We start from the raw sequence: 25,558 nt of genomic DNA on the forward strand, positions 1-25,558 counted from the left end.
TCGATCCCCGACGACAGCCCTCGTGTCCTTGCCGACACCCCCGTCCGAGGTGGGGCCGGTGAAGTTCCTCCGGCTCCTCGCCTGGCGACTCGCGCTCGGGCTCGGTGCCGCCTGGGTCGTCCTGACGTCGGTGTTCGCGCTGTTCACGCTCACTGAGGACTGGGTGCTCAACCAGCGTCTGGGCGCGCTCAAATGGGCCGGCACCGAGGAGGCCGTCCTCGACAGGGTTCGCAACCAGTATCTCGCCGCTCGTGGGCTCGACCGACCCATCTGGGTCCAGTACGGCGACTGGCTCTGGAACATGGTGACCCTCGACTGGGGCACCTCGTTCCGGGTCGGCGAGCCCGTACTCGGGTTGGTCGTCGGTGCCGTCGGCCGGACGGCGCTGTACGTCCTCCCGGCGCTCGTCCTCGCGGTCGGCGCCGGCATCGGACTGGGGCTGTACGCGGCGCTGTCCCCCGACAGTCGCCTGGCCGGACTAGGGCTGACCGGGAGCTACCTCGCGTTCGCCGTGCCGAACTTCTGGATCGGCGGCATGGCGCGCTCGCTCGCGGCCGGTGGCGTCATCGACCCACCGGCGGCCCTGTTCCAGCACGTCTTCCCCGTCGTCCTGACCGCGACGACGCTGCTGGGGGCCGTCGTGAGCTACGCGCGGGCCCACTCGCTGGAGTACGCTACCTCCGACGTCGTCCGACTGGTCCGGGCGAAAGGGGTCGGCAGCAGACGCGTCGCCGCCCACGTCCTCCGGAACGCCGCCATCCCCATCTTCTCGCTGGTGTTCACCGAGGCACTCGCGCTGCTGGTCCTGGCCGTCTTCGTCGTCGAAGTACTCTTCGGCATCGAGGGGTTCGGACTGCTGTTGTTCCGGTCGGTCCAGCAGCGGGACCTGCCGGTGTTGCTCGGCGGGACGCTGGTCATCATCGCGGTCGGCGTGCTGGGCAACGTCGTCCAGGACCTCTCGTATGGCGTGCTGGACCCGCGGGTCGACACCGGCGACCGCTGACCGACGGCCCGCTTGCCGCTCGGACTCCCGGATACTACAGACCGGATCTGTCCCAGTTGCTACCAGCCGACTCGCCAGTTTCTCACAGTCGCGGCGCGACTACTGTCGACCGACGATAGAGCTATGCTACCAAACAGCATATATCTACGGTGGTGACTCACCATGGCAGCGGCAGACAGCGGCTCAGCGGTATCAGCGTCCGACGAGCGTCTCGTCGAAGCGTTCCTGGCGGCGTTCGTCGGCGGTGACGCCGACGGTATCGCCGACCTCGTGACCGACGACTGTCTCCTGCATCAGCCCCGCTGGCCGCTCGACACCGAGGGGAGGGACGCCATCGTCGAGGCGACGCGGACCAACGAGGACACGTTCGTCGACGTCGAGATGACCGTCGAGCGGTCGGTCACGAACGGTGACGAGATCGCGGCGTACGTGACCGCGAGCGGGCGAAACGTCGGTCCCGTCCGTATCGAGGACCGCGAGATCGCGCCGACGGGCCAGTCCTTCGAGATCCCGCAATTCGGCTACTACCGGATCGAAGACGGGCGAATAGCGGAGGCGTGGATCCTCGCCGACGCGCTCGGTCTCGTCGAACAACTGGACAACTTCCCGAAGGGGCCGGGGAAACTCCTCGGAATCGCCGCCCGGCAACTCCGCTGGCGACTCGGGGGGCGCAAGCGCCTCGACTGATCGCGTAGCGAGTCGAAAACGTTCTATCCGTCGGTGCGCGAGCCCAGAGCGTGTCGCTACTCGGCATCTTCGCGTCCGCGATCCTCCCGGTCGTGGGTGTCGCCGTCGTCGGGTTCGCGCTGGGCCGGTACGAGGGGGTCGATCCGGACCCGCTCAACACCATCACGGTCTACGTCCTCGCGCCGGCGCTGGTCGTCCACAGCCTGACGACCTCGCAGTTGGCCGGTGAGACCATCGCCGCGGTCGTCGTCGCCGTCGGGGGCTTCACCGCCGCGATGTTGGCCGTCGCCGAGGGTGTCGGTCGCCTCTGGGGCCAGACCGAACCGTTCCTCGGCGCGTTCGTCCTCGTGAGCGTCTTCCCGAACACGGGCAACTACGGCATCCCGCTGGCCGACTTCGCGTTTGGCGCGACGGGACGGAGTGTCGCGGTCCTCGTGACGGCACTCCAGGGGGTGTTGCTCTACACCGTCGGCATCTACGTGGCAGCCAGAGGCAGCGGGAGCAGCCCACTGGCGGACATGCGGCGGGTCTTCGGCGTCCCGCTGGTCTACGCCGTCGTGGTCGCCCTGGCGGTCCGCTGGCTCGGTGTCGTCCCGCCGGTCGAGTCGACGCTCATGCAGACCATGGAACTGCTGGGGAACGCCTCCATCCCGGTGATGTTGCTCATCCTTGGCATCCAGCTCTCGTCGGTCGATTCGACAGAGACGTTGTGGCCGGTGGGCGTCGCCAGCGGGCTGAAACTCCTGCTCGCCCCCCTCGTGGCCGTCGGGGCGGTACTCGCGACAGCCACGCTCATCGGCTTCGGGAACACGACGGCTGCCCGCGTGGTCGTGCTCCTGCTGGCGACGCCGACGGGCGTGACGACGCTCATCCTCGTGGGCGCGTTCAGCGCCGGCACGGGGGAGCGCTCGCCCGGCGAGTTCGTCAGCGCGACCGTGTTCGTGACGACGGTCGCGAGCGTGCTCACGGTGACGCTGCTGGTCGCAGCGTTGCGGTCCGGGCTCCTATTCTGAGTCCAGCGACTGTACCAGCCGCCAGCAGTCCCGCCTGACGGCCGCGGCGGTCTCGTAGCGACCGAGTTTCCGCTTGGCGGTGGCCTTCCTGACGATGGCGTCGACGGCCTCGGGGAGCCCTGGCCGCTGGCCGCTCGGCGCCGGGACCCGGCCGTCGACGACGCCACGGCGGACGTCGGCGTAGTCGCCCGAGAACGGCGGCCGACCGGTCACCAGTCGGTAGCAGATGGCCCCCAGCGCGTAGACGTCGGTCGCGGCGTCGACGGCGCCGAACGACCGCTCGAAGTACTCCGGGGCGGCGTACCGGGGGTCGAGGTAGTTCGCGGGTTCGACGTGGTCGCGGGTGGCCGCCAGCACGCCGACGTTGTCGAGACGCGGCGCCGGCAGACCGTCGAGTTCGCTGGACGGGTAGACAACCGTCTTCGGGTCGAGGCCGCCGTGGACGACGCCGTTGTTGTGACAGTGGGCGACGGCGCTGGCGAGGTGGGCGACCTCGCGCAGTGTGCGTTCGACGCTGGCCCGGCCCCGGTCGGCGAGCGTCCCGTCGAGAAAGGGCGTCGCGACCCACGGTCGGGGGTAGTCGCCCCAGTCGTGGACCGTCGCGACCCCGTCGTGGACGGCCAGGCCGTCCCACTGTGCGAGTGCTTCGGCGACGGCGGCGCCGAACGCCTTCTGTTGCTCGCCGTCGTCCGGCGGGTCGAACAGCCGGAGTGCGACGCCGTGTTCTTCGCCGGCGATGGTCGCACGCGTCCGCAGCACCGAGCCGTACCGCACGGACTGTTCCGGTTCGATGACGGTGATGTCCTCGAAGGCGCCCAGCAGACTGATCGCACGGAACGCTTCGGACTCCTCCGCGCGGGCGATGCGCTCACGGCGGGCGACCGCGGCCGGGTCGCCGCGGTGTTCCCGTTCGGCGGCCCGGTCGGCGTCGGCGGCTCTCCCACTGGTGTCGGGTCGGCGTTCGACGACACCGGGACCGGGCGATTCCGCCCGCTCGGCGTCGACGGCCTGGCGGACCGCGCCGAGGACGTCGGTCCCGCCGTCGGCCGCCCGGTCGAACTCCCACCCCTCGGCGCGGGCGATTGCGTTCCCGAGACGGTCGGCGTGGTCGCGGCCGGCGACGGTTCGGCGGACGGCGTCGGTGTGGTCGGCCGCTAGCGTCGCGAGCGTCCGGACGAGTGCCTGCTGGTCGTCGGCGTCCGGGAGTCGGTCGAGCAGCCGGTCGGTCAGGGCGGGGACCACGGTGGCGTCGGCGTCGGCGAGCAGACAGAGCGCGCGTGCGGCCTCCCTGTCGGCGTCGCTCTCCAGCGCGGACACCAGGGGCGCACCGAACACCGACAGCAGGCCGTCGGCGTCGTCACGTCTCTCGGCCCCGGAACTCATGTGTGGCTGGTTGGCACGCCAGCACATCAAACTCAGTCAGACGGCCGTCACACGACGGTTTCGCGTCGGCGACTGGCCCCGGTTCAGTCGTCGGCCGTCGCCGGGCCGCTCGCTGCACGCGGGTCGGCGTCCCGCCAGGTGCCCCGGAGGAACCAGACAGTCGCGATACCCGCTGCGAGGACGTTCGAGACGCCGAAGGCGAGCCAGATACCCTGCTCGGCCAGCGACTGGGCGAACAGGTCGACGAGCGTCGGGCCGAACCACGCCGGTACCGCGACCGGGCGGGACGCCACCCAGGCGACCGGTAGGCGGATGATCCCCAGCATCGTCACCGCCAGCGCGGCCGCGGTGAGCGTCTTGCCGGCACCCCGGAACCCGCCGGAGTACGCCCGAACGATGCCGATGAAGCCGAACGTGGGGGCGACCCACTGGAGGAAGTCGGCGCCGATCCGGACAACCTCGGGGTCGTCGCTGAACACGCTGACGACCGTCGGTGCGGCGAAGATGGTGACCGCACCGAGGACGGTGAGGATGACGAACGACACCTTCGCGGCGAAGTGGTTCGCCGTCGCGGCCCGGTCGGGGCGCTCGGCCCCGAGGTTCTGGCCAGTCATCGTCTCGACACCCCGGTCCATCGCGATAGCGGGCATGAACACGAGCGAGAACACGCGGATCCCGACGCCGAAGGCGGCGACGACGGTCACCGAAAACGTTCCGACGATGAACAGCATCATGTTGACCGACAGCGCCCGGCCGGTCCCCTCGATGGAAGCGGGGACGCCCAGGCGGAGGAGTTTCCCCAGGTACGAGAGGTCGGGAACCATATCCCGGAGGTGGATCTGGATACCACGGGTCCCGCGCAGCATGATCGCGATGCCGACGGCGAACGCCAGGCCGCGCGAGAAGATGGTCGCCACCGCCGCGCCGACGACGCCCAGTTCCGGGAACGGGCCCCACCCGAAGATGAGGAACGGGTCCAGCGCGATGTTCAGGACGACCGTCCCGAACATCACGAGCATCGGCGTGATGGTGTCGCCGGCCCCGCGCATCAGCGAGATGAACACGAAGAAGCCGAACATCGTCGACAGGCCCAGCGAGACGACCTGGAGGTAGCCGGTCGCACCGGGCAGGACCTGCTGGGAGGCCCCCAGCAGCGCCAGGAAGTCCTCGACGAAGAAGAAGCCGATCGCGCCAAGCACGAACGAGGCGCCGACGGCGAAGGTCAGCGTCTGCGAGGCGGCGTACTCGGCCTTTTCGGGCTCTTCGGCGCCGGTGTGCTGGGCGACCAGCACGCTCCCGGCCACCGAGAGGCCCATTCCCAGCGAGATCAGCAGGAAGATCATCGGGAAGGCAAAGGAGATCGCCGCCAGCGCCGTCGTCGAGTACTGGCCGAGCCAGAACGTGTCCGCGAGGTTGTAGGCGACCTGCAGGAGGTTCGTGATGACGATGGGAAAGGAGAGATACAGCAGTGGCTTACCGATCTCGCCGCTCGTGAGATCGAGTTCGTCCTGGCCCTTGAAGAGGCCGCCGACCCGATCTGCGATACGTTCTGCGACCTCGCGCGGGCTCACGCTTCGACCTCCCGCGGATCGGCCAGCAGGTGCGTCTCGACGTACTCGGTGAGCATCTGCTTGGTACACTCGACCGGCCGGCCGGCGGTGACCCGTTCGGTCGCCGCGCCGGTCAGCACCGTGACGATGAACATCGCCGTGTCCTCGGGGTCCATATCGGGGTCGAACGTCCCGTGCGCGATGCCGTCCTCGAGGATCGCTGTCAGCTCGCCGACGAGGTAGTCGTCGAACCGGGTCAGTCGTTCACGGAAGCCGGGTTCGTAGGGTGCCTGGGCCCGGATCTCCAGGATCGCCGTCCCGAACTCCTCGTCCTCGTCGTCGGGTTTGTCCAGCACCGCGTCGATCAGTTCCAGCAGGCGCATCGTGTGGTCGTCGCCGCCGGGATCCTGGACACGCTCGACGAAGCCGTCGTAGAGGTACTCCAGGAACGCACACAGCAACTCGTGTTTGCTGTCGTAGTGGTAGTGGAGGGCCGCTTTGCTCTTGTCGGACTCGTCGGCGATGTCCTGCATCGTCAGATCGGCGTACCCGTGGGTACAGAGCGCACGATAGGTCGCGCTCATGATGTCGTCTGCAGTGTCGCCGTCACTCATTACCAGTAACTAACTGACTGGTCAGTCAAGAATCCGTCGGTCGGCCGATACGAGGTGACGTGTCAGCACGGCGCAGCCGCTGGAAAACTGGCGGACGGCAGAACGGCGGTCGCTTACTCGTCGTCGAGATCCAGGTCGAACTGTTCGTTCTCGCTCGCGGCGTTGAGGACGACGGAGGTGTTGGACTCCTTGATGTCGGGGTCGGTCAACAGCTCCTTGATTTGGGCGTTCATCCCGTCGGTGTCGGTGAACTTCCCGATAGCGATGATGTCGTAGTCGCCGGTGACCTCGTAGACGGAGATCATCTGCTTGTGGTGTTTGAGGTCCTCGGTGACGTCCGGTAGCGACGACCCCTCCACCTTCAGCTGGATGATCGCGGTGACGTCGTACCCCAGTGCCCCGTAGTCGACCTTGGGTGTGTACCCGTTGATGATACCCTCGTCCTCGAGCGTCGAGAGGTGGTTCGAGACCGTCGTCACCGAGACGTCGAGGTCCTCGCCGAGGCTACGGAGACTGGCGCGTCCGTCCCCCAGCAGGGCATTCACCAACTTGCGGTCGAGATTTTCGTACGTCATTACATCCATTCACGCCCCGTGGGCATTAGAATTTTACGAATGTCCAGATGGCGCCGGCGAGTTCGGAATCTTTGCGCAAAACGGCAGGGTTTTAGTAGTGCCAGTGTTCCTATCGGGTGTTCAAAGATGACAAGCGAACTCTCCGACGAGGCACAGGCGGTACTCGATGAGATCGAAGAGAACAACGTCGACTTCCTTCGACTTCAGTTCACAGATATCCTCGGCACGGTGAAGAACGTCTCCGTCCCGGCCGAGCAGGCCGAGAAGGCGTTCTCCGAGGGCATCTACTTCGACGGGTCGTCCATCGACGGCTTCGTCCGTATCCAGGAGTCGGACATGCGCCTGGTCCCGGACCCGTCGACGTTCGCCCTGCTCCCGTGGCGGAGCCGCGACGACATCGAGGGCGGCGCCAGCGCCCGCCTCATCTGTGACGTCCACGACACCTCGACGGATGCGCCGTTCGCCGGCGACCCGCGTGGTGTCCTCCAGGACGCGCTCGACCGCGCCGAGGAGATGGGCTACACCGTCAACGCGGCCCCCGAGCCGGAGTTCTTCCTCTTCGAGGAGGACGAGAACGGCCGCGCGACGACGAAGACCAACGACGCCGGTGGTTACTTCGACCTCGCGCCCAAGGACCTCGCCAGCGACGTTCGCCGTGACATCATCTACGGCCTCGAGGACATGGGCTTCGACATCGAAGCGTCCCACCACGAGGTCGCTCAGGGCCAGCACGAGATCAACTTCGAGTACGACGACGCGCTCTCGACGGCGGACAACGTCGGGACCTTCCGGTCGGTCGTCCGCGCCATCGCGGCCGAACACGACCTGCACGCGACGTTCATGCCCAAGCCCATCCCGCGCATCAACGGTTCCGGGATGCACACGCACATCTCGCTGTTCGACGACAGTGGGAACGCGTTCCACGACGACGACGACGAGTTCAACCTCTCGGAGACGGCAAAGCAGTTCACCGCCGGTATCCTCGAACACGCTCCGGCACTCGCCGCCGTCACGAACCCGACGGTCAACAGCTACAAGCGGCTCGTCCCCGGCTACGAGGCACCCGTCTACGTCGCCTGGTCGGACCGCAACCGCTCGGCCCTGATCCGCAAGCCGGCCGCACGCGTCCCGGCCGCCTCGCGTATCGAGGCCCGCTTCCCCGACCCGTCGTGTAACCCGTACCTCGCCTTCGCCGCGCTCATCCACGCCGGGCTGGACGGCATCGAGAAGGAACTCGACTGCCCGGACCCGGTGCGGGAGAACATCTACGAGTTCGACGAGGAGAAGCGCGAGGAGTACGGCATCGAGACCCTGCCGACGAACCTCGGCGAGGCCGTCGACGCGCTCGAAGAGGACGAGGTCGTCCTCGACGCGCTCGGCCCGCACATCTCCGAGAAGTTCGTCGAGGCCAAGCGCGAGGAGTTCAAGGACTACCTGGTCGACGTCTCCCAGTGGGAACTCGACCGGTACCTCGAGACCTTCTAAGCGCCGACACCGCTCATTTTTTCGCGAGTCGCTCGCCCGCCAGTGGCGTCGCCAGCACGAGTGCGGTCCCGACGCCGGCACCCAGACCGGTCAACAACGGCGTCGGATCGGTCAGTACCGCGACGGCCACGCCGAGGACGAACGCCCCCAGCCCGAGTCCCGTCGTCAGGGTAGCGCCCCGGCGGGTCCCGGCCGGCAGTCGATCCCCGAGCAGTCGCCAGGTGACGGCACCGACGGCGGCGATCGCCACTGCGCCAGCCGTTTCGACGGTGGGGCCGGCCACGAGGAGGCCACCGACTGCGACGACTGCGGCCAGGCCGAACACGCGGTCGGGCGTCCGCAGGCGGGTGACCGCGAGCCAGAGGGCGGTCCCGGCGACGGCAAAGCCAGCGAGGATATCCACGAGATAGTGGACGCCGAGCACGAGCCGTGAGAGGCCGACGAGCAGCGTGACGCCGCCGGCGACCGCCACCCGCTGTCGTCGGGTTCCCGCCCGGACCGCCCACGCGAGGCCGCCCCAGACCAAAAGCGACGTCGTGGCGTGGCCGCTGGGGAAGCCGTACCTGTCGCCGGTCGCCATCGACGCGTAGACGTCTTTGAACGCCGCCGGCACGAGCTCCGCGTGTGGCGGCACGCCAGCACCGACCGGCCGCGGCAGGCCGAAGACGGCCTTCAGCGTGACGGTCAGCGCGACCGCGCTCGCCAGCAGGGCCAGCACCATCGCCCCGCGCTCGCGGGTGAGGCCCCGGCCGAGACGGGGTGCGTACGGACCGAGCCAGTAGCAGAGTGCAGACAGCGACAGCGTCAGCCAGAAGTCACCGAGTTGCGTCAGCAGCGCGAACAGGACCACCACCACGCCCGGCAGCGCCGACAGCAGGTCGGTGACGCCGACGGCCCGGATCACTGGCGCCAGTCACGGACCCGGTCGACCGCACGCCGCGGGAGGCCCGTCACCCGGAAGGTGACCCCGACCACGAGCATCACGACGTACAGGCCGAGCGTCGACAGCCAGATGACGAGCATCGAGGCCACTGCCCACGGCCCGTTCAGGTAGTAGAACGCGCCCAGCGTCATCACCGTCCCGTACAGCAGGACGACGTAGGGGCCCCACCCGCGGGCGTGTCCCCGTCGCATCCGCCGCCGGACGTACTGTTTGAGGTCGGCCTCGACGTCCTCGCGGTGGAGCGTGCGGGACTCGACGTCCTCACGGAACTCCTCGAACTCCTCGCGTAGCGCTTCGAGCTCCTCGTCTGACAGGTCGTCGACGGCCCGCCCGTCTCCCCCCTCACCGCTGGGCGGCGGCGTCTCGCCGGTGTGTGCGTCGGCGTCCTCGCTCATCGCTTTGCCGGACCCTCGAAGCGCGTCCTGTTGTAGTTGCCGGTCCGTGCCGCCGGCCAGCGTCGCGTTCAGCGCCGCCCCGACCAGCAGTATCTGGCCGGCGAAGTAGAACCACGTCACGAGCAACAGGACGCCGCCGACGACGCCGTAGAGCTGGTACGTGTCGGCCTGGGCGGCGTAGACGTTGAACGCCGTCCCCAGGACCGCCCAGCCGACGGCCGCGAGCGCGGCGCCGGGCACGGCCTCCCGGACCGTCATCGCCTCGTCGGGGAAGACGTAGTACAGCGGCAGGAAGGCGACCGTCAGGATGGGGACGAGCGCGAGGCCGCCGAGTGCGACCTGGACGCCAAGCACCGTCCCGAGCGCGCCGACGACGCCCAGGCCGACGATGGCGAGGCCGATACCGGCCAGTGCCGACAGCGCGTCGACGACCTGCGCGACGAACGACTTCGGGTCGTGGGCGCCGTAGACCTGTGAGAAGGCCAGATCGAGCCCGCGGAACACCTTCAGTGCGCCCCAGAGCATCACTGCGATCCCCAGCACGGTGGCCCCGCCCCGGCCGGCGGCGCTGGTCAGTGCGTCCTCCAGCAACGCAGAGGCCGCCGGCGACAGCGCCGACCCGACGGCCGCGACGACCTGCTCGGCGAAGGCCTCGCCGCCAAGCAGCGAGCCGACGACCAGCGCCAGCAACAACAGCGGCAGCACCGAGACGAACATGTAGTAGGCGATGCCCGCCGCCAGGAACGACACTTGCTCCTCGCGGACCGTCCCGACGAGGGCACGGCCGATTCCGATGGCTCGATTCCGGTTCACGCACAGAAATCGGAGCGCGAGCACAAATATGCTGGCCAGCGGCCGATGACGGTCTGGCCCAGGAGGGGCTGCTACGGCGCGGTCCGGGTGGGGTTCCGGACCGCCCCGAACTCGGCGGCGTAGTCGCTGACGTACTCGCTGATCGTCCGTGGGTCCCGTCCGAGCAGCCGTGCCAGGTCGTCGGTGACCCGCCCGGCCAGGCCGACTCTGGCGGTCGTGTAGATGCCCACCAGCAGCAGGACGTAGCCCAGCGGCTCGCCGCGGGCGCGCCAGCGGCGGACGAATGCCGGGATGGAGGGGGCGGGGTAGCCGATCTTGCGGCCCAGTACGTCGCTGAGCACGGACGCGACGGTCGCGTAGTCGAGTGCCTCCGACCCGGTCAGGTCGTAGCTCTCGGCTGCGTCGGTGGGGTCGGCGAGCAGTGTGGCCGCGGCCGCTCCGACGTCCCGTGCGTCGACGAAACTCGTCTCGCCGTCCCCGGCCGGGACGAACACCTCGTCGTGGCCCCGGATATCCTCGCCGTGGACCTCGTGGAGGTTCTGCATGAAGAACGAGGCCCGCAGGAAGGTGTGGACCATCCCGGTCCGCCGGAGGTGCCGTTCGATCCGGTGATGGGGGATGAGCGGGTTCTTCTCGGCACCGAGCGCCGAGAGGTAGACGACGTGGGAAACGCCGACCCGAGCGGCCGCGTCGGCGACGGCGGTCGTCTCGTCGACGCCGACACCTGGGACCCGAACCAGGAACAGGCGGTCGACGTCGGCCAGCGCCTGCCCCCACGTTTCGGGTCGAACGAAGTCGAACTCGACGAACTCGTCGGCGTCGAGGCGGTCGCTCGCCGCCGCCAGGTTCCGCGTGCCGGCCCGAACGGTCACGTCGCTGGCTGCCAGTTCCGCGACGACGTGGCGACCCACCGTGCCCGTCGCCGCCGTCACGAGCACGCGGGTCATGTCGGCCCCACCTTCGGCATCGCGCCGACGTACTGCTCGTCCCCGATGCAGTCGAGGATGAATCGGGCAACGTCGGGTCGCGCGACGGCCTCGAACCCGAGGTCGATGTCGCCCGCGCGGTAGTCGCCGTCACCCTCGGCGTCGGTCAGCCTGGGTGCGCGGACGACCGTGTAGTCGAGGTCGGTCGCACGGACCCGCCGGACGTGTTCCTCGGCGTCCTCCAGCGCACTTCGAGCGAGGACCTTCAGCAGCGTCCCCATGACCTTCCCCGAGAGCGTGACCGACTCGCCCTCCTCGCGGACGCCGGCGCCGACGAGTGTGACGAATCGGGTGACACCGGCGTCGCCCATCGCGTCGAGGATATGGTCGCCGGCGACGGTCAGCAGGTCGGCGGGGCCGTCACCGGTCTGGCCCAGGACGGAGACGACCGCGTCGGCACCGTCGACGGCCTCGGCGACACCCTCGCCGGTGTAGGCGTCTCCCTCGACGACGGTCAGATCGTCGTCCTCGACGTCGAGTTTCGACGCCGAGCGGACGAACGCGACGACCTCGTGGCCGCGGTCGAGTGCCTGTTCGACGAGCGGGCGGCCGGTGCGTCCGGACGCTCCGAATACTGTGAGTCGCATACCCCGAATAGGGCCGCAGAGAGCTTATACTTGCAACTTCGTAGCTTCGAAGTATTGGGTGCTACAGCGATTCTGGGCCGAAGATACGAGAGTACAAGTCTGCTGAGAGCGAAGGGATGGGCATGACCGATCCACCCGAGATTCCCGATCTGAGTGCCGGCCTGTCCCGCGAGCAGGCCATCGCGTTGCGGGAGTCGTTCGAGGACGCCGAACAGGAACGTATCCAGACGACGGTGGCGGACCTGCTGGACCTCCTGGGGAAGGCCCACGCGATGGCGGTGCTGTCGGCGTTCGCGTTCGCGGAGGGACCGCTCCGGTTCAGCGATCTGGAGGACCGACTCGATATCGTGCCGAACACGCTGTCGGCGCGCCTTTCGGATCTCACTGCGGCCGGCCTACTCGACCGGACGGCCTACGACGAGATCCCGCCACGCGTGGAGTACACACCGACCGAGAAGGCCGAGTCGCTGTTTCCGGTGTTCGCCCACCTCCACCACTGGGCCATCGAGTACGACCTCTGACGCCGGGCTTCGACGGACTCTGGATGATCTCTCGACAGCGGTGTGTTCTGGGGCCTTACCAGTTAGGTACTACTTCCAGCACGCGCGACGTTCACGTCCGAAGTACAATGTCCGTCACATCCAAGTCCGGCGCGAAACCGGACGCGAGCTACGAGATCCGACCCGACGTCGCCGCGAACACGCTGTACCTGGAGTTCAGCGGGACGCTCACCGCCGAGGAGATGGACGTCGCCGCCGAGGAGACCATCGACGCGGCCGAGCAACTCCGCGAGGGCTTCGCCATCGTCAACGACATCTCGACGTTCACCCCACCCTCGCCCGAGGCGGCAAAGCCCATCCAGGAGGCACAGATCGAACTGAAGGAGATGGGCGTCGGCGACGTCGTCCGCGTCGTCGCCGAGGAGACCAGCACTGTCACCGAGAACGCGTTCCAGCGCCGCTCGCGGAAGGCCGGCTACGACGGCAAGACCGCTCACTCCGTCTCGGCCGCCGAACAGAAACTGGAGTAACTCCCCGTCTCTTTTGCTGTCTCCTCAGTCGTCCAGCGCCGCGTCCGGCCGGTAAGACCGGCTCACGACCCGCCAGGTCCCCGAGCGGAACCGGTAGTAGGTGATCGCCGCTGGAACGGCCGTCTCGACGAGCAGGGAGGCGTAGAGTGCGGTGACGCCGATCGCCGGCACGAGGATGCCCAGATACGCGACCGGGAGTGCGAAGAGGTACATCCCCGCCAGTTGCGAGTACAGCGGCCAGCGGGTGTCACCACTGGCTCGGAGCGGTCCGGTCGCGCCGCCGTCGACGCCGCGGAAGACCACGCTCACACACGCGACGGCGACGAAGACGGTCACCAGCGGCAACAGCGTGGCGTCCTCGACGAACAGCCGGCCGATCTGCCGCGAGAACGGCGCCAGTGCCACGGCCACGACGACGTAGACGCCGATACCCAGGCGCAGGACCGTCCGCGCCCACGCGGTCGCGTCGCGTTCGTCGTCCTCACCCAGGGCCTGCCCGACCAGGCTGCTGGAGGCCAGACTCAGCCCCCAGTTCGGCGTGTCCAGCAGCGCCCGGACCCGGAGTGCGACGACGTACGCCGAGACGACGTTCGGACCGAACAGTCCGACGATGAACAGCCGCGGGAACTGCGCGCCCGTCCGGGCGAGGTTCGTCCCGACCAGCGGCGCACCCATCTCGACGAGGTCACGGGCCAGCGTGCGGTCGAGGAACGGTCGCGCGATGGGAATCCGCACCGGGAAGGAAACGCCCGGGAGCTCGCCGCGGGCTAGCCCAACGACCAGCGCGGCGGTGACCAGGACGTTCGCGACGACGGTCCCGACGGCCGCACCGACGACGCCCATCCCCAGTCCGAAGATGAGCACGGCGTTGAGCGCGACGTTGACGACGGCCCCGCCGGCCCGGACGACCATCGCCGACCAGGCGTCGTCGGCACCCACGAGGGTGCGGCTGCCGACGAGGTTCAGCCCGGCGAAGGGGACCCCGAGCGCGACGATACCGAGGTACGACTCGCCGTAGGCGACGGCCCGCGGGCCGGAGCCGACGAGGTCGACCAGCGGCCCGGGGACGACCCAGTACAGTGCCGCAACCGGGACGGTGATCGCCACCACGACGACGGCGCTGGTTGTCACCGAGAGCCCGAGTTCCTCGCGAGCGTCGGCGCCGTACCGTTGGGAGACCATGCTGATGGTCGCGCCGGCGACACCGCCACCCAGGGCGAACGACAGTCCCCAGAACGGCGTCGCGTAGCCCACGCCGGCGATGGCGGTGGGACCGATAGCCAGCCCGACCATCGCCACGTCGGCGGTCGATTTCGACATCCGAGCCAGGCCGGTGACGATACGGGGCCAGGAGAGCGCCGTCGCCCGTGCGATACGGTCACGCTCGACGAGGCCGGCCCGCGCCAGCAGGCGCCCGACGAGCAGGAGGACACCGCGGACGGGATTGTAGCGGGAGCCAGACACCGTCCGTGGTTCGGCGCCGACGGTGAAAGGCGTCACGAACCGTCCCGTGGGTAGCAGTTTTTATACGCGATCCCACCCTCCGGACGGATATGATGTCCCCAGTGGCCATCCGGGACGGCACGCTCCAGGTGACGATCGTCCTGCTCGTCGCCGGATTGCTGCTCGTCGGGGTGAGCCTCCTCGGTGTCGGTGCGTCCCTCTTCCTGGTCGCCGGGCTTGCGGTTCTGGGCGCCGGGCTCTTTCTCACACGCCCGGACGACCTCGTGGGTCGTGTCGTCGGCGTCGACGTCGACATGATCCTCCGGTGGCTCTGGCTGGCACCACCGGTCGCGGCCGTCTCACTGCTGGTCAGGCTCTCGGCGACGCCCGGCGAGGTCCAGGCCATCGGCGGTCTCCTCGGACTGGCTGGGATGGCCAACTACTTCCTGCGGCCGCTGTACCTCCTGGGCTACGATATTGCTCGGAAACTCGCCGCCGTCGGCGGGGTCGGCAGTCGCTGAGGCAGGTCGCTTCACGACGACGAAACAGCGAGCCGACTACGCCTCGACAGCCTTGCGCATCTGGGCCACGTCGGCGTCGGTCTTGAACGTCGTTCCGCCGAAGTGGGTCCGGGTCGCCTCGTAGCCCGCCTCGCGCAGCGTCGCGAGGAACTCGTCCATCGCGTCCGCGCCACGACCCCAGCGCTTGCAGAGGCGATGCTGGTCGTAGTGGGTCGGGGTGTCCAGTTCCGTCGCCAGCGTCGCCAGTAGTTCGCGAGCCTCGTCGGCGGTCCCCATGTCGTCGCTGACGTAGTCGGCGACGGACTGGGTGAACGCGGGGTCGCAGGTCCGGCCCAGCCAGATGGGGCCGGCCGTCTGGAGGTGCTCGCCACACTCCGGACACTCCGCGGGTGGGTCGGCGATCAGCCCGCGGGCGTGGTCGCGCCAGAGACACTGCTGGCAGTGGTGGACGTGGCCCAGTTCGTCGATGCAGTCGTTGGCGACTTTCGCGCCGCGGTCGAACGCCAGGTAGGTCCGGGCGTAGTGGCGCGTCGCGTGGCTCAGGATGGGCCGGGCGGCCACGTCGTAGCGGGCGGCGGTCCGGACCATCGCCGACAGCAGGACCCGCAGCCCCATCTCGGCGTGGTACTCGGTGTTGCGCGGGACGGTGCTGTAGGTCCGGACGCCGCTCTCGAAGTGGGCGCCACACAGCGGCGCGGTGTCGGTCGCAGTCACACAGAGCAGGTTCCGGGTGCCCTTGATGGCCGCGTCGGCGAAGGGCATCGGCGTCCCGAACGGGTCGATGTCGACGACGTCGAAGGTGTCGGTGTGCATGAGGACGCTGGCGTCGGCCTGCCGGACCGACGCCGCCAGGTCGTTTCGTTCGAGGTTCTCCTCGCAGAGGGTGACGGCCTCGTCGTCGATATCACACAGTGTCGTCTCCCACCCGTCGGCGGCGGCCCGCACCCCGCGAACCCCGCTCGCCGCGGTGGCGTCCAGATACGACTCGGCGCGCTCCTCGCGCTCCCGGTAGGCCCGCAGGGTCGCCACCGTCAGGTCCCGATTGAGCTCCTGGACGGGGTTGAAGAAGACGTTCTCGCCCTTCCCGGCGTCGGCCTGTTCGGGCACCGTCACTGTCACCTGCCCCTCGCTGACGCGCATACCCGACGATACCCGCCGAACGCGTTAAGGGATTCGACACGCCGTGGCCCAGTCAGGCAGCCGTCTCCGGCGGGAACCGGACCGTGACGGTGGTACCCGACTCGGCCGTGAAGCCGAGTTCGGCGCCCAGCGTCGTCGCCACCCACCGCACCAGCCACAGACCGATGCCGCTGCCGTGGTCCAGGTCGGTCTCCCGGCCGTTGTCAAGCACCGCCAGTTCGTGCTCGGGGACCCCCGGCCCGTCGTCGGCGACCGACAGCACGACCGCGCCGTCCTCGGTCGTGGCCGCCACCCGCACGTCCGGATCGTCGGTGTGCTCGATGGCATTCTCGACGAGGTTTCGGACGAGGACCTCCAGCAACACGGGCTGGGTCCGTAGCGCCACCCCCTCGTCGACCGCGACCGTCACCCGGCCGTCGTACGCCGGGTCCAGTCCCTCGACCACGTCGGTGAGGAAGGCGGCGACGTCGACGTCTTCGAACCCCTCGCCGGTGGTCGAGACCTCAGACAGCGTCCGGGCCTTCTCGCCGGACTCGACGAGTCGGCCGACCGCCGACTCGATGGTCTCGGCGTGGGTCGCCTGCTCGCCGTCCAGGTCGGCCGCCAGCAGTTCCGCCCGGCCTCTGATGACGACACTCTCGTTGCGGACGTTGTGCCGCAGAAAGCGGTTGAGCACCTCCAGCCGCCGCTCGCGCCGGATCTCGTCGGTGATGTCCTGGAAGACGACCGTGTAGCCGAGGTGGGTCCCGGCGTCGTCGTGCAACTCGGTCTGCTGGGTTTTGAACTCGCGGCGCTGGGTTCCGGTCTCGACACCGAGTCGCCCGCCCTCGCCGTCGACGGTGACGGTGTCGCCCTCCAGCACCTCGTCCAGTGGCCGCGTCAGGACCGCTGCCGTCTCGACACTGAAGGTGTCCTCTGCGGCCGGGTTGAGCGTGACGATGCGCCCGTCGACGTCGACGATGGCAACCGGCGTGGCGATGTCGTCGATGGCCGCCCGTTCGCCCACCCGCCGGGTCGCCGGGTGGAACTCGAACATCCCGCCTCGGACGAACGCGTACGCGTCGAGCACGAGATGGGGGAGGAACAGGACCGTCGTCAGGTTCACCGCCGGCCCGAGCCCGAGCGCCCACAGCAACGCACCGATCCCCGGCGGAATCGGACTCGCGCCGACCGCCAGCGCCTCCCGCCGATACAGCGGCCCGTAGCTCACGACCGTATCGAACAGCAACACCGTCCCGACGCTGACGAACAGCATCATCCCGATGACCGCGACGTACCCCAGTGGCAGGAACGCGTACTCGGCGCCGGTCACCCCCCACACGCGGACGGTCTCGTAGCCACCCCACAGCAGCGGGACCTGCGTGTTCGCGACCGCAAGCACCGACGTCGCTACCGGGACGACGGCGACGCCCCGGTACCACCTGCTCGTGAGGATGCTCGTCCGGCCCGTGTAGCCCAGCGCGAACGAGAGGAAGAAGAAGCCGATCCAGCCCGCACAGATCCACGAGAAGACCTCCGCTGCCAGCCGGATCGGCGGCCCGACCAGTAGCGCGACTCCGTAGCTGCCACACCAGGCCGTGATGGTGGCGATGGTGGCGACGAACCACTTCGCGCCCGGCCGCTCCCAGTAGATGCGTAGCTGTGCGAGCAGATACAGCGAGCCGACCCCCGAAGCGAGTGCCCCGACTGCTGGCCAGGGGAGATCGGCGACCATGCCCCACCCTTGGACTGTACCCTGTTGACCTTTCCGCCCGTCAGGCGACGCTGTTTTGTCACGCCTCGCCGTAGCCGGCATGTGACAGCGGTCGACGACTGGGTGGCCGACCTCGACGCTGCGGGCGAACTCTCCCCCGAGATAGTGTCCCGTATCGTCGCTGCCCACGGCGACCGCGGCCAGCAGGCCATCGAAGCCGTCGGCGAGAGCCGCGTGAAACGCTACCGGGACTTCGTCGTCGTCGTCGGCCACCAGGACGAGTACATCGTCGAGGACGACGGCTGTACCTGTGCCGACGCCGAGTACAACCTCGATCCCGACGACCCCGAGCAACTGTGCTGGCACGCCCTGGCGGTCCGCATCGCCGAGGCCATCGACGCCGTCGACGACCACGACATGTGGTACTCGGACGTTCGGGATTTCCTCTAAGGGACCCACTTTTTACGCGGGGGGTTCGGCGAGCGCGCCGCGCTCGCCTCAACCCCCGCGCAAAAACTTGGGGAAAAACACCCTTCACGCTCCCTACGGTCGCGTGAAGTGAAACGGCTCGCTCCGCTCGCCGTATGCTCTCAGGCAGGCCTGCCCTTCCCCGTCCTCGCTCGGCCGCGACTGCCGTCGCGGCATTCGCTCCCGGCCACCGCGACGGCAGCACAGCGACAGCAGAACGTCCACAGCAACCGCGACAGTAGCAACACAACAGGACAACAGAAACAGCAACCGCCTACCGCTGTTCGGCGCAGTAGTCGACGAAGTTCCGGAGGATCTGGAGCCCGGTCTCGCCGGACTTCTCGGGGTGGAACTGGGTCCCGAAGACGTTGCCGGCCTCGTTGGCGACGATCGAGGCGAAGTCGGTGCCGTAGTCGGTCGTGGCGACGACGGCGTCCTCGTCGTCGGGGACCGCGTAGTAGGAGTGGACGAAGTAGGCGTACTCCCCGTCGACTCCGTCGACGAGCGGGTGGTCGCGCTGGACGTCCAGTTGGTTCCAGCCCATGTGGGGGACCGTCTGGTCGCGGCTGAAGCGGACGTTCTTGCCGGGGATCAGGTCCAGGCCCTCGACGTCGCCCTCGCCTGCGTGGTCGGCCTCCTCGCTGGTGGTCAGGAGCATCTGCATCCCGAGGCAGATACCGAAGAGCGGCTTGCCTGCGTCGGCCTGTTCGACGAGCGATTCGCGGAACGGACCGGCGTTGTCCATCCCCTCGGAGAACGCACCGACGCCGGGGAGGACGATGCCGTCGGCGGCGTCGAACGACGCGGGGTCCTCGGTGAGGGTCACGTCCGCGCCCGCCCGTTCGAGGCCGCGGGTGACACTCCGGAGGTTCCCCAGTCCGTAGTCGACGACCACCACCTCCGCGGCGGTCTGTCTGACACTCATACGAACCGGTAGGCCCACCCCCGGTAAGTGCGTTCCTGTTCGGGCAGCACTACCGGTCGGCCGCGGCAGCGATGTCTTGAGCGGCATCGAGCACTGTCTCGTGTGCACGGCCGTTCGAGGCGACGAGGCCGACGCTGTCGTGGCGCCAGGGGTCGCCGTCGAGGTCGGTGACGGTGCCGCCGGCCCACTCGACCATGGCCGCGCCGGCGATGGAGTCCCAGGGGTTGACCGCGATGTTCGTCACGACCCCCTCGACGCCGCCGGCCGCACACAGCGAGAGGACGCTCTGTGCCGACCCGGCCCGCCGGAGGTCACCGAAGCGGTCGATGATCCCGGTCGCGGCCGCGGCATACTCCGCGCGGCGGTCGAACCCCCACCAGACGGTCGGGACGACCATGAACGTCTCCGGGTCGGTCCGGTCGCTGACCGCGACCGGGTCCCCGTTGCGGGTGACGCCGTCGGGCGTCCCGACGTAGGTGTCCCCGAGTGCCGGCAGGACGTTGACGGCAGCCAGCGGCGTCCCGCTCTCGACGACGGCGACGCTCGTGGTCCAGCGCCGGTTCCCGCGGACGAAGTTGTTCGTCCCGTCGATGGGGTCGACTATCCACGCGACGCCGTCCTCGGGGACCGCCCGATCGGCACCGTCCTCCTCGCCGACGACGGTCTCGTCCGGGAACGACTCGTGGATTCGCTCGACGACGGTCGCCTGTGTCTCCCGGTCGGCCCGTGTCACCACGTCCGTCTTCCCGTCTTTCGTCTCGACGGGCAGGGACTCCCGGAACAGGTCGGCCGCTACCTCTCCCCCGGCGTGGGCCGCCTCGCGGGCGACCACAGCACGCTCTCCCAGATCCATATCCGGGTTCCGGCGCGTCGCCGATTAACGCTGGCGGTCCAGTGACATTTCCCCCTGATGGCACCGCTCACGGTACTGAGATTGTAAATCTTCGGACGGGATCAGTGGCAGAGTGTTAATCCGACGTGACGTGCACGAAAAATTGGAAGATACTGACTATATATATCCACTCGAATTTACATACTTATATATAAAAAACATATGAACGTTTTATTAGCGCTAATTTGTAGCGTTGCCTATGCGAAAGCGGAGAAACTTCCTGAAAGGTATCGGGGCGATCGGGGCGGCTGGCGTCATCGCCGGCTGTTCGGGTGACAGTTCGGGCGACGGCGGGTCCGGCAGCAGCGACGGGAGCTCCTCGGATGGCTCCTCCGACGGCGAGAGTTCGAGTACCGACACGGCCACGAGCACGCCCTCTGGGCCCGAGGTCACGTTCGGCGGCAACGAGGAACTCAACTTCAACCTCTCGCCGAGCGTCCCCCAGGAGGACCTCTACGTCCAGTACGCCCCCCTCCGGGACTATCTGGAGCAGTACATCTCCGGGAACTACGACGTTCCGGCGGCGCTCGACGCGAAGATGAACGTCGGGAGCAACTACAGCGCCGTCATCCAGGCCCTGGGCCAGGGGACGGCCAACCTCGCCGAGACCGGGCCGTTCGCGGCCGCGGTCGGCCACCAGACCGGCAACTCCGAGGTTATCGTCCAGCGCTTTGGCTACGGCGGCTGGACCTACAAGAGCATCATCGCGACGCCCAACGACAGTTCGATCAGCGGTCTGTCGGACCTCTCGGGCAAGCGCGTCGCCTTCAGCGACCCGCTGTCGACCAGCGGGTTCCTCTTCCCGACGGCAGCGATGAAAGAGGCCGGCGTCGACGTCGGCAACCTCCCCGAAGGCAACGGCTCGCAGGCCGGCTTCGAACCGGTCTTCGCCGGCGGCCACGTCCAGTCGTACACCCTGCTGGTCAAGGGCCAGGTCGACGCCGCGGCGATGGGCGGGTTCGTCCGTGACACCAAGACGGGTCCGACGCCCGAGGAGTGGCAGAGCAACGCGACGACCCTCCACGAGGACACCGGGCTTCCGCGGGCCCCCATCGTCGTCAGCAGTGCGCTCGACGACAACGCCAAGAACGCGATCAAGCAGGCGTTCCTCGAAGCACCCGCGAAGACGTTCGACGGGGCCGATGGCGAGGACGGCACCGACGACGACCTCTGGTTCAGCAAGGTCCGCGAGGCGACCATCGACGACTACCAGATCGTGATCGACAAGGCCGAGACGCTGGGTGTCGGCGCGGACTTCTTCAGCGGCTAATCATCACGGTTTAACACCCACGGATCTCTCAACAGAATCATGCCCGCAGTTACCTTCGACGACGTGACGAAGATCTACGGCGAGGACACGGTCGCCCTCAAGGACGTCGACATCGAGATCGAGGAGGGTGAGTTCGTCATCCTGCTCGGCCCGTCCGGTGCGGGGAAGTCGACGTTCCTGCGCGTGCTGAACGGGCTGACGCGACCGACCGAGGGGGAGGTCACGATCAACGGCCAGCTGGCCACGAGCGCACGCGAGGACGTCGGGATGGTGTTCCAGGAGCACTACCTCATCGAGAGCATGAGTGCCTTCCAGAACGCCCTGACTGGCGCCCTCTCGCGCAACGGGCTCCTCCGGAGCTTCCTCACCTGGCACAGTGACGCTGACAAACGCACGGCCCTGGAGGCGCTGGATACGGTGGGGCTGCTCCACGAGTCCGGCCAGCGCGCCGGATCGATGAGCGGTGGCCAGAAACAGCGCGTCGGGATCGCCCGCGCGCTGGTCCAGCAGCCCAACCTCCTGTTGGCGGACGAACCGGTCGCCAGCCTCGACCCGAAGGCCGCCCGGAACGTCATGGACTACATGAAACAGGCCGCCAGCGAGCGGGATCTGACGGCCATCACGAGCCTCCACCAGGTCAACATCGCCCGCGAGTTCGGTGACACGTTCCTCGGTGTCCGGGACGGCGAGGTCGTCTTCCAGGGCTCCCGCGAGGATCTGACGATGGACGTCGTCGACGAGATCTACTACGGCGAGGACGCCTCCGGCGAACTCGCCGACGAGAGCGACGACCCGACCGGGACCGGCGCGACCCGCTCTGCCGTCGAGGGGGGTGAGTCCGCGTGAGCACCGAACCGATCACGGCACAGCTCAACTCCCTGCGGCGTTCGCGGCGCATCAAGCAGGGCTCGACGCTCGCGCTCGTCCTGGGGATCGTCGCGGTGACGTACTTCGGGCTGGGATTCGTCGAGTTCGACCTCGACGAGATCGCCCGTGGTGTACCCGGCTTCATCGAGTTCATCTTCGCGTTCTTCCCGCCGAACTTCGAGGCGCTGACGCTGTTCACGAAGAACAACGGTATCACCGGACTGCAGGCTGTCGCCGCGAGCCTCACCAACCCCGGCAGTATCGTCGAGAGCCTCGGCTCGCCGCGGCTGACGCTCGTGAAAGCCAGTATCGTGACGCTGCTGCTGGGCTTCCTCGGAACGGTGCTGGGCTTCCTGCCCGCGCTCCTGTTCGGCGTGCTGGGCAGCGAGCAGGTGACGCCGTTCCCGTTCAACTTCATCTTCCGCGGGACGATGAGCGCCATCCGCGCCATCCCCGCTATCGTCTGGATCTTCCTCTTTATCCCCTTCGGTCCGCCGAGTCAGGCGACCGCCGTGCTGGCGATCGCCACCGACACCATCGGCAACCTCGGCCGCCTGTTCACCGACGAACTCGAGGAGGTCGAGGAGGGTCCCATCGAGGCCATCGAGTCGACCGGCGCCTCGCGTACCCAGACCGTCGGCTTCGGAATGTTGAGCCAGGTGTCTCGCTCCTTCATCGCCTGGACACTGTACATCCTGGAGATCAACACCCGCATCGCCATCTCGCTGGGTGTCGTCGGCGCCGGCGGTCTGGGCCTGTACATCCGGAACCAGCAGGACCTCCTGCAGTTCCAGAACACCGCCGCGGGCATCGTCATGGTCTTCATCGTCGTCCTCTCGATCGAACTGCTCTCCTCGCGGATTCGGGCGCGTCTGCGCCCCGGCGAACACGAGAGCAAGGGCTTCGTCGAGGGACTGCGAGATCTGCTGAACGCCGAGAAGTGGGTCGGCCGGACCGAGAAGAACTAGAACTCCCCTAACCGCTTCTGCCCGCTCTCGCCGTCCGTGAACTCGGCGGCTTTCTCCAGTGTCGACGCGAACGTCTCTTTCTGACTCGGATCGTACAGCGTCGCTGCCGGGTGGACACAGACGAGTACACGCTGTGGCGCCCCCTCGATCGGCACGTCGAAAACGTCGCCGGCCTCGCTCGTGACCGCGACGTCGCGCTGGAGGAGGTGCTCTGCGGGCACCTTCCCCAGCGTGACGACGACCTCGGGGGTGATGGCGTCGATCTCGTGTTCCAGGAACTCCCGGCAGTTCTCCCGCTCCTCGACGCGGGGGTCGCGGTTGTCCGGCGGGCGACAGCGCACGCAGTTGGTGATGCGCACGTCGGCCCGGTCGAGGCCGACCTCGCGCAGCGTCTCGTCTAACACGTCGCCGCTGCGGCCGACGAACGGTTCGCCCTGTTCGTCCTCGTTGGCGCCGGGGGCCTCGCCGACGAACAGGAGATCCGCGTCCGCCGGGCCGACGCCGTTGACGATGCGCGAGCGCGACTCGCACAGTTCCGGACAGCGTTCGCAGGCGACGACGTCGAGTCCGTCCATCTGTTCCATACCGGGCGTTGGCGCCCGGCCGGTATCAAGGGCAGCGGTCCGCGTCAGTCGGCATCGACGAGGGCCCGCGCCGCCAGCCTGGCGACCCGGAGCGGTTCCGGACGGCCACCCTCGGGCGTGAACGCCCGCACGACGTCGTCGGCCTCGTGGGCGGGGCAGCCGACACTACGGGCGTACACCGTCTGATCGTTGACCGTGACCGGCCGGCGGTCGGGCTGGGCGCGATACGTCGCCAGGCGGTCCGCGACCACGTCGGGGTCGTCGAAGGCCTCGCGGATTGCGGTCTCCAGTCCGGGTGACGCTTCGAACGTGATCGAGACGGTGGGCAGCCCGGTCCGCTCGTGGAGCCGCTGGAGGTCGAGGATGTTGAACCACGCCGGTGCGATGCCGGCCACGAGGAGGTAGCGGACGTCCGCCCGAGCGAGTCGCTCGACCATCGCACAGATCGTCGCGGTCGCGTCGCTCCCCCCGACGGTACACGTTCCGAAAACGAACCCGTCCGCGACCCGGCTGGCGCGGACGACAGCCCCTGCGAGATAACTGGTCGATTCCCGGTACGACTCCGCGACCCCGAGGGCTCGGACCCCCGATTTCACGTGTTCTTCTCGGTCTCCTTGATGTCCTTGAGACGGTCTAGTAGTTCGTCGTTCGACGCGGTGAACTCGTACTCGACGTCACCCTCGTGGGTGTTGTCCTCCGTATCGAGTCCGTCCTCGTCGTCGAAGTCTGTGTCGTACTCCTGGTTGTCTTGTTCTGATTCGTCGTAGCTCCCGAACCCCATGGTACGTGTACACCTACGCTATTCCCACCAATAAATCACTCGCCGAGCTCAGTGTCAGCGATTCCCGTCAGCGCGCGCGTGGGCGCGTCTGTCGTACCATTTCGACCAGTGTCGAAGGACACGTCGTCGCCATCCGGCGGTTCGACCGACTCAGAGCGACTCGCGTGGCTCGACGTTCCGGTTGCCGGCGTGGGCGTCGGCGCCCTCGGTCGGTGCGGCCCACTCGACGGCGTTCGCGAGCACGCGCTGGATGTCGTCGCGGTGGTAGATGGGGTAGGTCTCGTGGCCCGGCCGGAAGTAGAAGAGCCGGCCTCGCCCGCGGCGGTAGCAACAGCCGCTACGGAACACCTCGCCGCCCTCGAACCAGGAGGTAAAGACCAGTCGATCCGGCGCTGGGACACCGAAGGGTTCGCCGTACATCTCGGCCTCCTCGATGACGATGGAGTCGTCCAGCCCGTCGGTGATGGGGTGGCCGGGGTCGACGACCCAGCACCGTTCGCGCTCGCCGGCCTCCCGCCAGGTCAGGTCACAGGGCGTCCCGAGCAGGCGCTTGAACGGCTTCGAGGCGTGTGCGGAGTGCAGGACGAGCAGTCCCATCCCGTCCTGGACGCGGGCGGCGACCCGTTCGACGATCTCGTCGTCGACCTCGTCGTGGGCGGCGTGGCCCCACCACGTCAGCACCTCGGTCTCGTCGAGGACGGCCTCGGTGAGGCCGTGTTCGGGCTCCTGCAACGTCGCCGTTCGTGTCTCGTGGCCCCGTTCGGCCAGCGCGTCGGCGATGGTCGTGTGGATGCCGTCGGGGTACACTTCGGCGACCTCGTCGTCCTCCTGTTCGTGGACGAATTCGTTCCAGACAGTGACGGATACCATACGCCGACTGTGTGTGCGGCGGGGCAAAACTGCTCGCATCGGGCAGGCCACGAGACTTATTGACATGGCGGC

Annotated in this window: 28 protein-coding genes; 11 read left to right on the forward strand and 17 right to left on the reverse strand. The window is 68.2% G+C overall.

What is annotated here, in order from left to right; genetic code table 11:
• Positions 1 to 58: 58 nt before the first annotated feature.
• The 3 genes from Hhyl2_RS13940 (at position 59) to Hhyl2_RS13950 (ending at position 2,703) form a co-directional block, all read left to right on the forward strand.
• A complete protein-coding gene (locus Hhyl2_RS13940; RefSeq protein WP_483551372.1) occupies positions 59 to 1,003 on the forward strand; it encodes an ABC transporter permease in 945 nt (314 codons plus the stop codon).
• 162 nt (positions 1,004 to 1,165) lie between these two features.
• Entirely contained in the window at positions 1,166 to 1,690 is a 525-nt protein-coding gene (locus Hhyl2_RS13945; protein WP_483551373.1) for an ester cyclase, read from the forward strand.
• A 50-nt stretch (positions 1,691 to 1,740) separates the two neighbouring features.
• Positions 1,741 to 2,703 carry an AEC family transporter gene (locus Hhyl2_RS13950; RefSeq protein ID WP_483551374.1) on the forward strand — a complete coding sequence of 321 codons (963 nt, stop codon included), beginning with the start codon at positions 1,741 to 1,743 and terminating at the stop codon, positions 2,701 to 2,703.
• On the opposite strand, the gene Hhyl2_RS13955 is transcribed toward Hhyl2_RS13950, so the two are convergent.
• The 4 genes from Hhyl2_RS13955 to lrp all read right to left on the reverse strand — a co-directional run bounded on the left by Hhyl2_RS13955 (position 2,695) and on the right by lrp (position 6,825).
• Entirely contained in the window at positions 2,695 to 4,086 is a 1,392-nt protein-coding gene (locus tag Hhyl2_RS13955; protein ID WP_483551375.1) for a protein kinase domain-containing protein, read from the reverse strand. The two genes, Hhyl2_RS13950 and Hhyl2_RS13955, sit on opposite strands and share 9 nt — an antisense overlap.
• Positions 4,087 to 4,169: 83 nt before the next feature.
• Positions 4,170 to 5,657 (reverse strand): MATE family efflux transporter, encoded by a 1,488-nt coding sequence (locus tag Hhyl2_RS13960; protein ID WP_483551376.1) that lies wholly within the window; start codon positions 5,655 to 5,657, stop codon positions 4,170 to 4,172.
• A complete protein-coding gene (locus Hhyl2_RS13965; protein ID WP_483551377.1) occupies positions 5,654 to 6,250 on the reverse strand; it encodes a TetR/AcrR family transcriptional regulator in 597 nt (198 codons plus the stop codon). Before Hhyl2_RS13965 ends, Hhyl2_RS13960 begins: the two co-directional genes overlap by 4 nt.
• 113 nt (positions 6,251 to 6,363) lie before the next feature.
• Positions 6,364 to 6,825: an HTH-type transcriptional regulator Lrp gene (gene lrp / locus Hhyl2_RS13970; RefSeq protein ID WP_483551378.1), complete on the reverse strand. Its 462-nt coding sequence runs from the start codon at positions 6,823 to 6,825 to the stop codon at positions 6,364 to 6,366.
• A gap of 126 nt (positions 6,826 to 6,951) precedes the next feature.
• Between lrp and glnA the strand changes: the two genes are divergently transcribed.
• Positions 6,952 to 8,310, forward strand: a complete 1,359-nt coding sequence (gene glnA / locus Hhyl2_RS13975) for a type I glutamate--ammonia ligase (protein WP_483551379.1) — start codon at positions 6,952 to 6,954, stop codon at positions 8,308 to 8,310.
• 13 nt (positions 8,311 to 8,323) lie between these two features.
• Here the strand turns inward: glnA and Hhyl2_RS13980 are convergent, their stop codons facing one another.
• From Hhyl2_RS13980 to Hhyl2_RS13995, 4 genes are all read right to left on the reverse strand, one after another.
• Entirely contained in the window at positions 8,324 to 9,214 is an 891-nt protein-coding gene (locus tag Hhyl2_RS13980) for a phosphatase PAP2 family protein (protein ID WP_483551381.1), read from the reverse strand.
• Complete coding sequence (locus Hhyl2_RS13985; RefSeq protein WP_483551382.1) at positions 9,211 to 10,461, reverse strand: YihY/virulence factor BrkB family protein; 1,251 nt, start codon at positions 10,459 to 10,461, stop codon at positions 9,211 to 9,213. Before Hhyl2_RS13985 ends, Hhyl2_RS13980 begins: the two co-directional genes overlap by 4 nt.
• Positions 10,462 to 10,532: 71 nt before the next feature.
• Positions 10,533 to 11,408 carry an SDR family oxidoreductase gene (locus Hhyl2_RS13990; RefSeq protein ID WP_483551383.1) on the reverse strand — a complete coding sequence of 292 codons (876 nt, stop codon included), beginning with the start codon at positions 11,406 to 11,408 and terminating at the stop codon, positions 10,533 to 10,535.
• Positions 11,405 to 12,034, reverse strand: coding sequence for an NAD(P)-dependent oxidoreductase (locus Hhyl2_RS13995; RefSeq protein WP_483551384.1), 630 nt, complete (start codon positions 12,032 to 12,034; stop codon positions 11,405 to 11,407). Before Hhyl2_RS13995 ends, Hhyl2_RS13990 begins: the two co-directional genes overlap by 4 nt.
• Before the next feature lie 122 nt (positions 12,035 to 12,156).
• Between Hhyl2_RS13995 and Hhyl2_RS14000 the strand changes: the two genes are divergently transcribed.
• Positions 12,157 to 12,555: a winged helix-turn-helix transcriptional regulator gene (locus Hhyl2_RS14000; RefSeq protein WP_483551385.1), complete on the forward strand. Its 399-nt coding sequence runs from the start codon at positions 12,157 to 12,159 to the stop codon at positions 12,553 to 12,555.
• 107 nt (positions 12,556 to 12,662) lie between these two features.
• Positions 12,663 to 13,064 carry a hypothetical protein gene (locus Hhyl2_RS14005; RefSeq protein WP_483551386.1) on the forward strand — a complete coding sequence of 134 codons (402 nt, stop codon included), beginning with the start codon at positions 12,663 to 12,665 and terminating at the stop codon, positions 13,062 to 13,064.
• Between the two features lie 24 nt (positions 13,065 to 13,088).
• Here Hhyl2_RS14005 and Hhyl2_RS14010 read toward each other — a convergent pair whose 3' ends face one another.
• Positions 13,089 to 14,564, reverse strand: coding sequence for an MATE family efflux transporter (locus Hhyl2_RS14010; protein WP_483551387.1), 1,476 nt, complete (start codon positions 14,562 to 14,564; stop codon positions 13,089 to 13,091).
• Positions 14,565 to 14,617: 53 nt separating this feature from the next.
• On the opposite strand from Hhyl2_RS14010, the gene Hhyl2_RS14015 reads away from it, so the two are divergent.
• On the forward strand, positions 14,618 to 15,028 hold the full coding sequence (locus Hhyl2_RS14015; protein WP_483551388.1) for a hypothetical protein: 411 nt from the start codon (positions 14,618 to 14,620) through the stop codon (positions 15,026 to 15,028).
• A 36-nt stretch (positions 15,029 to 15,064) separates the two neighbouring features.
• Here Hhyl2_RS14015 and Hhyl2_RS14020 read toward each other — a convergent pair whose 3' ends face one another.
• Positions 15,065 to 16,168: a tRNA (guanine(26)-N(2))-dimethyltransferase gene (locus Hhyl2_RS14020; protein ID WP_483551389.1), complete on the reverse strand. Its 1,104-nt coding sequence runs from the start codon at positions 16,166 to 16,168 to the stop codon at positions 15,065 to 15,067.
• Positions 16,169 to 16,220: 52 nt separating this feature from the next.
• Positions 16,221 to 17,882 carry a histidine kinase N-terminal 7TM domain-containing protein gene (locus tag Hhyl2_RS14025; protein WP_483551390.1) on the reverse strand — a complete coding sequence of 554 codons (1,662 nt, stop codon included), beginning with the start codon at positions 17,880 to 17,882 and terminating at the stop codon, positions 16,221 to 16,223.
• Positions 17,883 to 17,963: 81 nt separating this feature from the next.
• Here Hhyl2_RS14025 and Hhyl2_RS14030 point away from each other — a divergent pair, with 81 nt between their 5' ends.
• Positions 17,964 to 18,311: a hypothetical protein gene (locus Hhyl2_RS14030; RefSeq protein ID WP_483551391.1), complete on the forward strand. Its 348-nt coding sequence runs from the start codon at positions 17,964 to 17,966 to the stop codon at positions 18,309 to 18,311.
• Between the two features lie 292 nt (positions 18,312 to 18,603).
• Here the strand turns inward: Hhyl2_RS14030 and hisH are convergent, their stop codons facing one another.
• Together hisH and Hhyl2_RS14040 are read right to left on the reverse strand one after the other, a co-directional pair.
• The gene (hisH, locus tag Hhyl2_RS14035; RefSeq protein ID WP_483551392.1) at positions 18,604 to 19,254 is read right to left on the reverse strand and encodes an imidazole glycerol phosphate synthase subunit HisH; all 651 of its coding nucleotides are present in this window, start codon (positions 19,252 to 19,254) and stop codon (positions 18,604 to 18,606) included.
• Between the two features lie 49 nt (positions 19,255 to 19,303).
• Positions 19,304 to 20,107 carry an inositol monophosphatase family protein gene (locus Hhyl2_RS14040; protein ID WP_483551393.1) on the reverse strand — a complete coding sequence of 268 codons (804 nt, stop codon included), beginning with the start codon at positions 20,105 to 20,107 and terminating at the stop codon, positions 19,304 to 19,306.
• 238 nt (positions 20,108 to 20,345) lie between these two features.
• Between Hhyl2_RS14040 and phnD the strand changes: the two genes are divergently transcribed.
• From phnD to Hhyl2_RS14055, 3 genes are read left to right on the forward strand one after another with little or no spacing between them, the layout of a single operon-like run.
• A complete protein-coding gene (gene phnD / locus Hhyl2_RS14045; protein WP_483551394.1) occupies positions 20,346 to 21,416 on the forward strand; it encodes a phosphate/phosphite/phosphonate ABC transporter substrate-binding protein in 1,071 nt (356 codons plus the stop codon).
• A gap of 39 nt (positions 21,417 to 21,455) precedes the next feature.
• Positions 21,456 to 22,262, forward strand: a complete 807-nt coding sequence (gene phnC, locus Hhyl2_RS14050) for a phosphonate ABC transporter ATP-binding protein (protein WP_483551395.1) — start codon at positions 21,456 to 21,458, stop codon at positions 22,260 to 22,262.
• Entirely contained in the window at positions 22,259 to 23,251 is a 993-nt protein-coding gene (locus tag Hhyl2_RS14055) for a PhnE/PtxC family ABC transporter permease (RefSeq protein ID WP_483551396.1), read from the forward strand. Before phnC ends, Hhyl2_RS14055 begins: the two co-directional genes overlap by 4 nt.
• Here the strand turns inward: Hhyl2_RS14055 and Hhyl2_RS14060 are convergent.
• The 4 genes from Hhyl2_RS14060 to Hhyl2_RS14075 all read right to left on the reverse strand — a co-directional run bounded on the left by Hhyl2_RS14060 (position 23,248) and on the right by Hhyl2_RS14075 (position 25,486).
• Positions 23,248 to 23,835 (reverse strand): uracil-DNA glycosylase, encoded by a 588-nt coding sequence (locus tag Hhyl2_RS14060; protein WP_483551397.1) that lies wholly within the window; start codon positions 23,833 to 23,835, stop codon positions 23,248 to 23,250. The genes Hhyl2_RS14055 and Hhyl2_RS14060 overlap by 4 nt on opposite strands.
• A gap of 44 nt (positions 23,836 to 23,879) precedes the next feature.
• Positions 23,880 to 24,431 (reverse strand): endonuclease dU, encoded by a 552-nt coding sequence (locus Hhyl2_RS14065; protein WP_483551398.1) that lies wholly within the window; start codon positions 24,429 to 24,431, stop codon positions 23,880 to 23,882.
• Positions 24,428 to 24,616 carry a DUF5786 family protein gene (locus Hhyl2_RS14070; protein WP_483551399.1) on the reverse strand — a complete coding sequence of 63 codons (189 nt, stop codon included), beginning with the start codon at positions 24,614 to 24,616 and terminating at the stop codon, positions 24,428 to 24,430. The genes Hhyl2_RS14065 and Hhyl2_RS14070 overlap by 4 nt, the downstream gene beginning before the upstream one ends.
• Before the next feature lie 150 nt (positions 24,617 to 24,766).
• Positions 24,767 to 25,486 (reverse strand): ThuA domain-containing protein, encoded by a 720-nt coding sequence (locus Hhyl2_RS14075; protein WP_483551400.1) that lies wholly within the window; start codon positions 25,484 to 25,486, stop codon positions 24,767 to 24,769.
• Positions 25,487 to 25,558: the final 72 nt, after the last annotated feature.

The organism is Haloarcula sp. H-hyl2 (genome assembly GCF_056934385.1).

Bases quoted from the DNA above. Each gene is read 5' to 3' on its own strand.
- Hhyl2_RS13945 (WP_483551373.1), top strand. From the start codon at position 1,166: ATGGCAGCGGCAGACAGCGGCTCAGCGGTATCAGCGTCCGACGAGCGT.
- Hhyl2_RS13955 (WP_483551375.1), bottom strand. From the start codon at position 4,086: ATGAGTTCCGGGGCCGAGAGACGTGACGACGCCGACGGCCTGCTGTCG.
- Hhyl2_RS13965 (WP_483551377.1), bottom strand. From the start codon at position 6,250: ATGAGTGACGGCGACACTGCAGACGACATCATGAGCGCGACCTATCGT.
- lrp (WP_483551378.1), bottom strand. From the start codon at position 6,825: ATGACGTACGAAAATCTCGACCGCAAGTTGGTGAATGCCCTGCTGGGG.
- glnA (WP_483551379.1), top strand. From the start codon at position 6,952: ATGACAAGCGAACTCTCCGACGAGGCACAGGCGGTACTCGATGAGATC.
- Hhyl2_RS13990 (WP_483551383.1), bottom strand. From the start codon at position 11,408: ATGACCCGCGTGCTCGTGACGGCGGCGACGGGCACGGTGGGTCGCCAC.
- Hhyl2_RS13995 (WP_483551384.1), bottom strand. From the start codon at position 12,034: ATGCGACTCACAGTATTCGGAGCGTCCGGACGCACCGGCCGCCCGCTC.
- Hhyl2_RS14000 (WP_483551385.1), top strand. From the start codon at position 12,157: ATGACCGATCCACCCGAGATTCCCGATCTGAGTGCCGGCCTGTCCCGC.
- Hhyl2_RS14005 (WP_483551386.1), top strand. From the start codon at position 12,663: ATGTCCGTCACATCCAAGTCCGGCGCGAAACCGGACGCGAGCTACGAG.
- Hhyl2_RS14015 (WP_483551388.1), top strand. From the start codon at position 14,618: ATGATGTCCCCAGTGGCCATCCGGGACGGCACGCTCCAGGTGACGATC.
- Hhyl2_RS14020 (WP_483551389.1), bottom strand. From the start codon at position 16,168: ATGCGCGTCAGCGAGGGGCAGGTGACAGTGACGGTGCCCGAACAGGCC.
- Hhyl2_RS14025 (WP_483551390.1), bottom strand. From the start codon at position 17,882: ATGGTCGCCGATCTCCCCTGGCCAGCAGTCGGGGCACTCGCTTCGGGG.
- hisH (WP_483551392.1), bottom strand. From the start codon at position 19,254: ATGAGTGTCAGACAGACCGCCGCGGAGGTGGTGGTCGTCGACTACGGA.
- Hhyl2_RS14040 (WP_483551393.1), bottom strand. From the start codon at position 20,107: ATGGATCTGGGAGAGCGTGCTGTGGTCGCCCGCGAGGCGGCCCACGCC.
- phnD (WP_483551394.1), top strand. From the start codon at position 20,346: ATGCGAAAGCGGAGAAACTTCCTGAAAGGTATCGGGGCGATCGGGGCG.
- phnC (WP_483551395.1), top strand. From the start codon at position 21,456: ATGCCCGCAGTTACCTTCGACGACGTGACGAAGATCTACGGCGAGGAC.
- Hhyl2_RS14060 (WP_483551397.1), bottom strand. From the start codon at position 23,835: ATGGAACAGATGGACGGACTCGACGTCGTCGCCTGCGAACGCTGTCCG.
- Hhyl2_RS14070 (WP_483551399.1), bottom strand. From the start codon at position 24,616: ATGGGGTTCGGGAGCTACGACGAATCAGAACAAGACAACCAGGAGTAC.
- Hhyl2_RS14075 (WP_483551400.1), bottom strand. From the start codon at position 25,486: ATGGTATCCGTCACTGTCTGGAACGAATTCGTCCACGAACAGGAGGAC.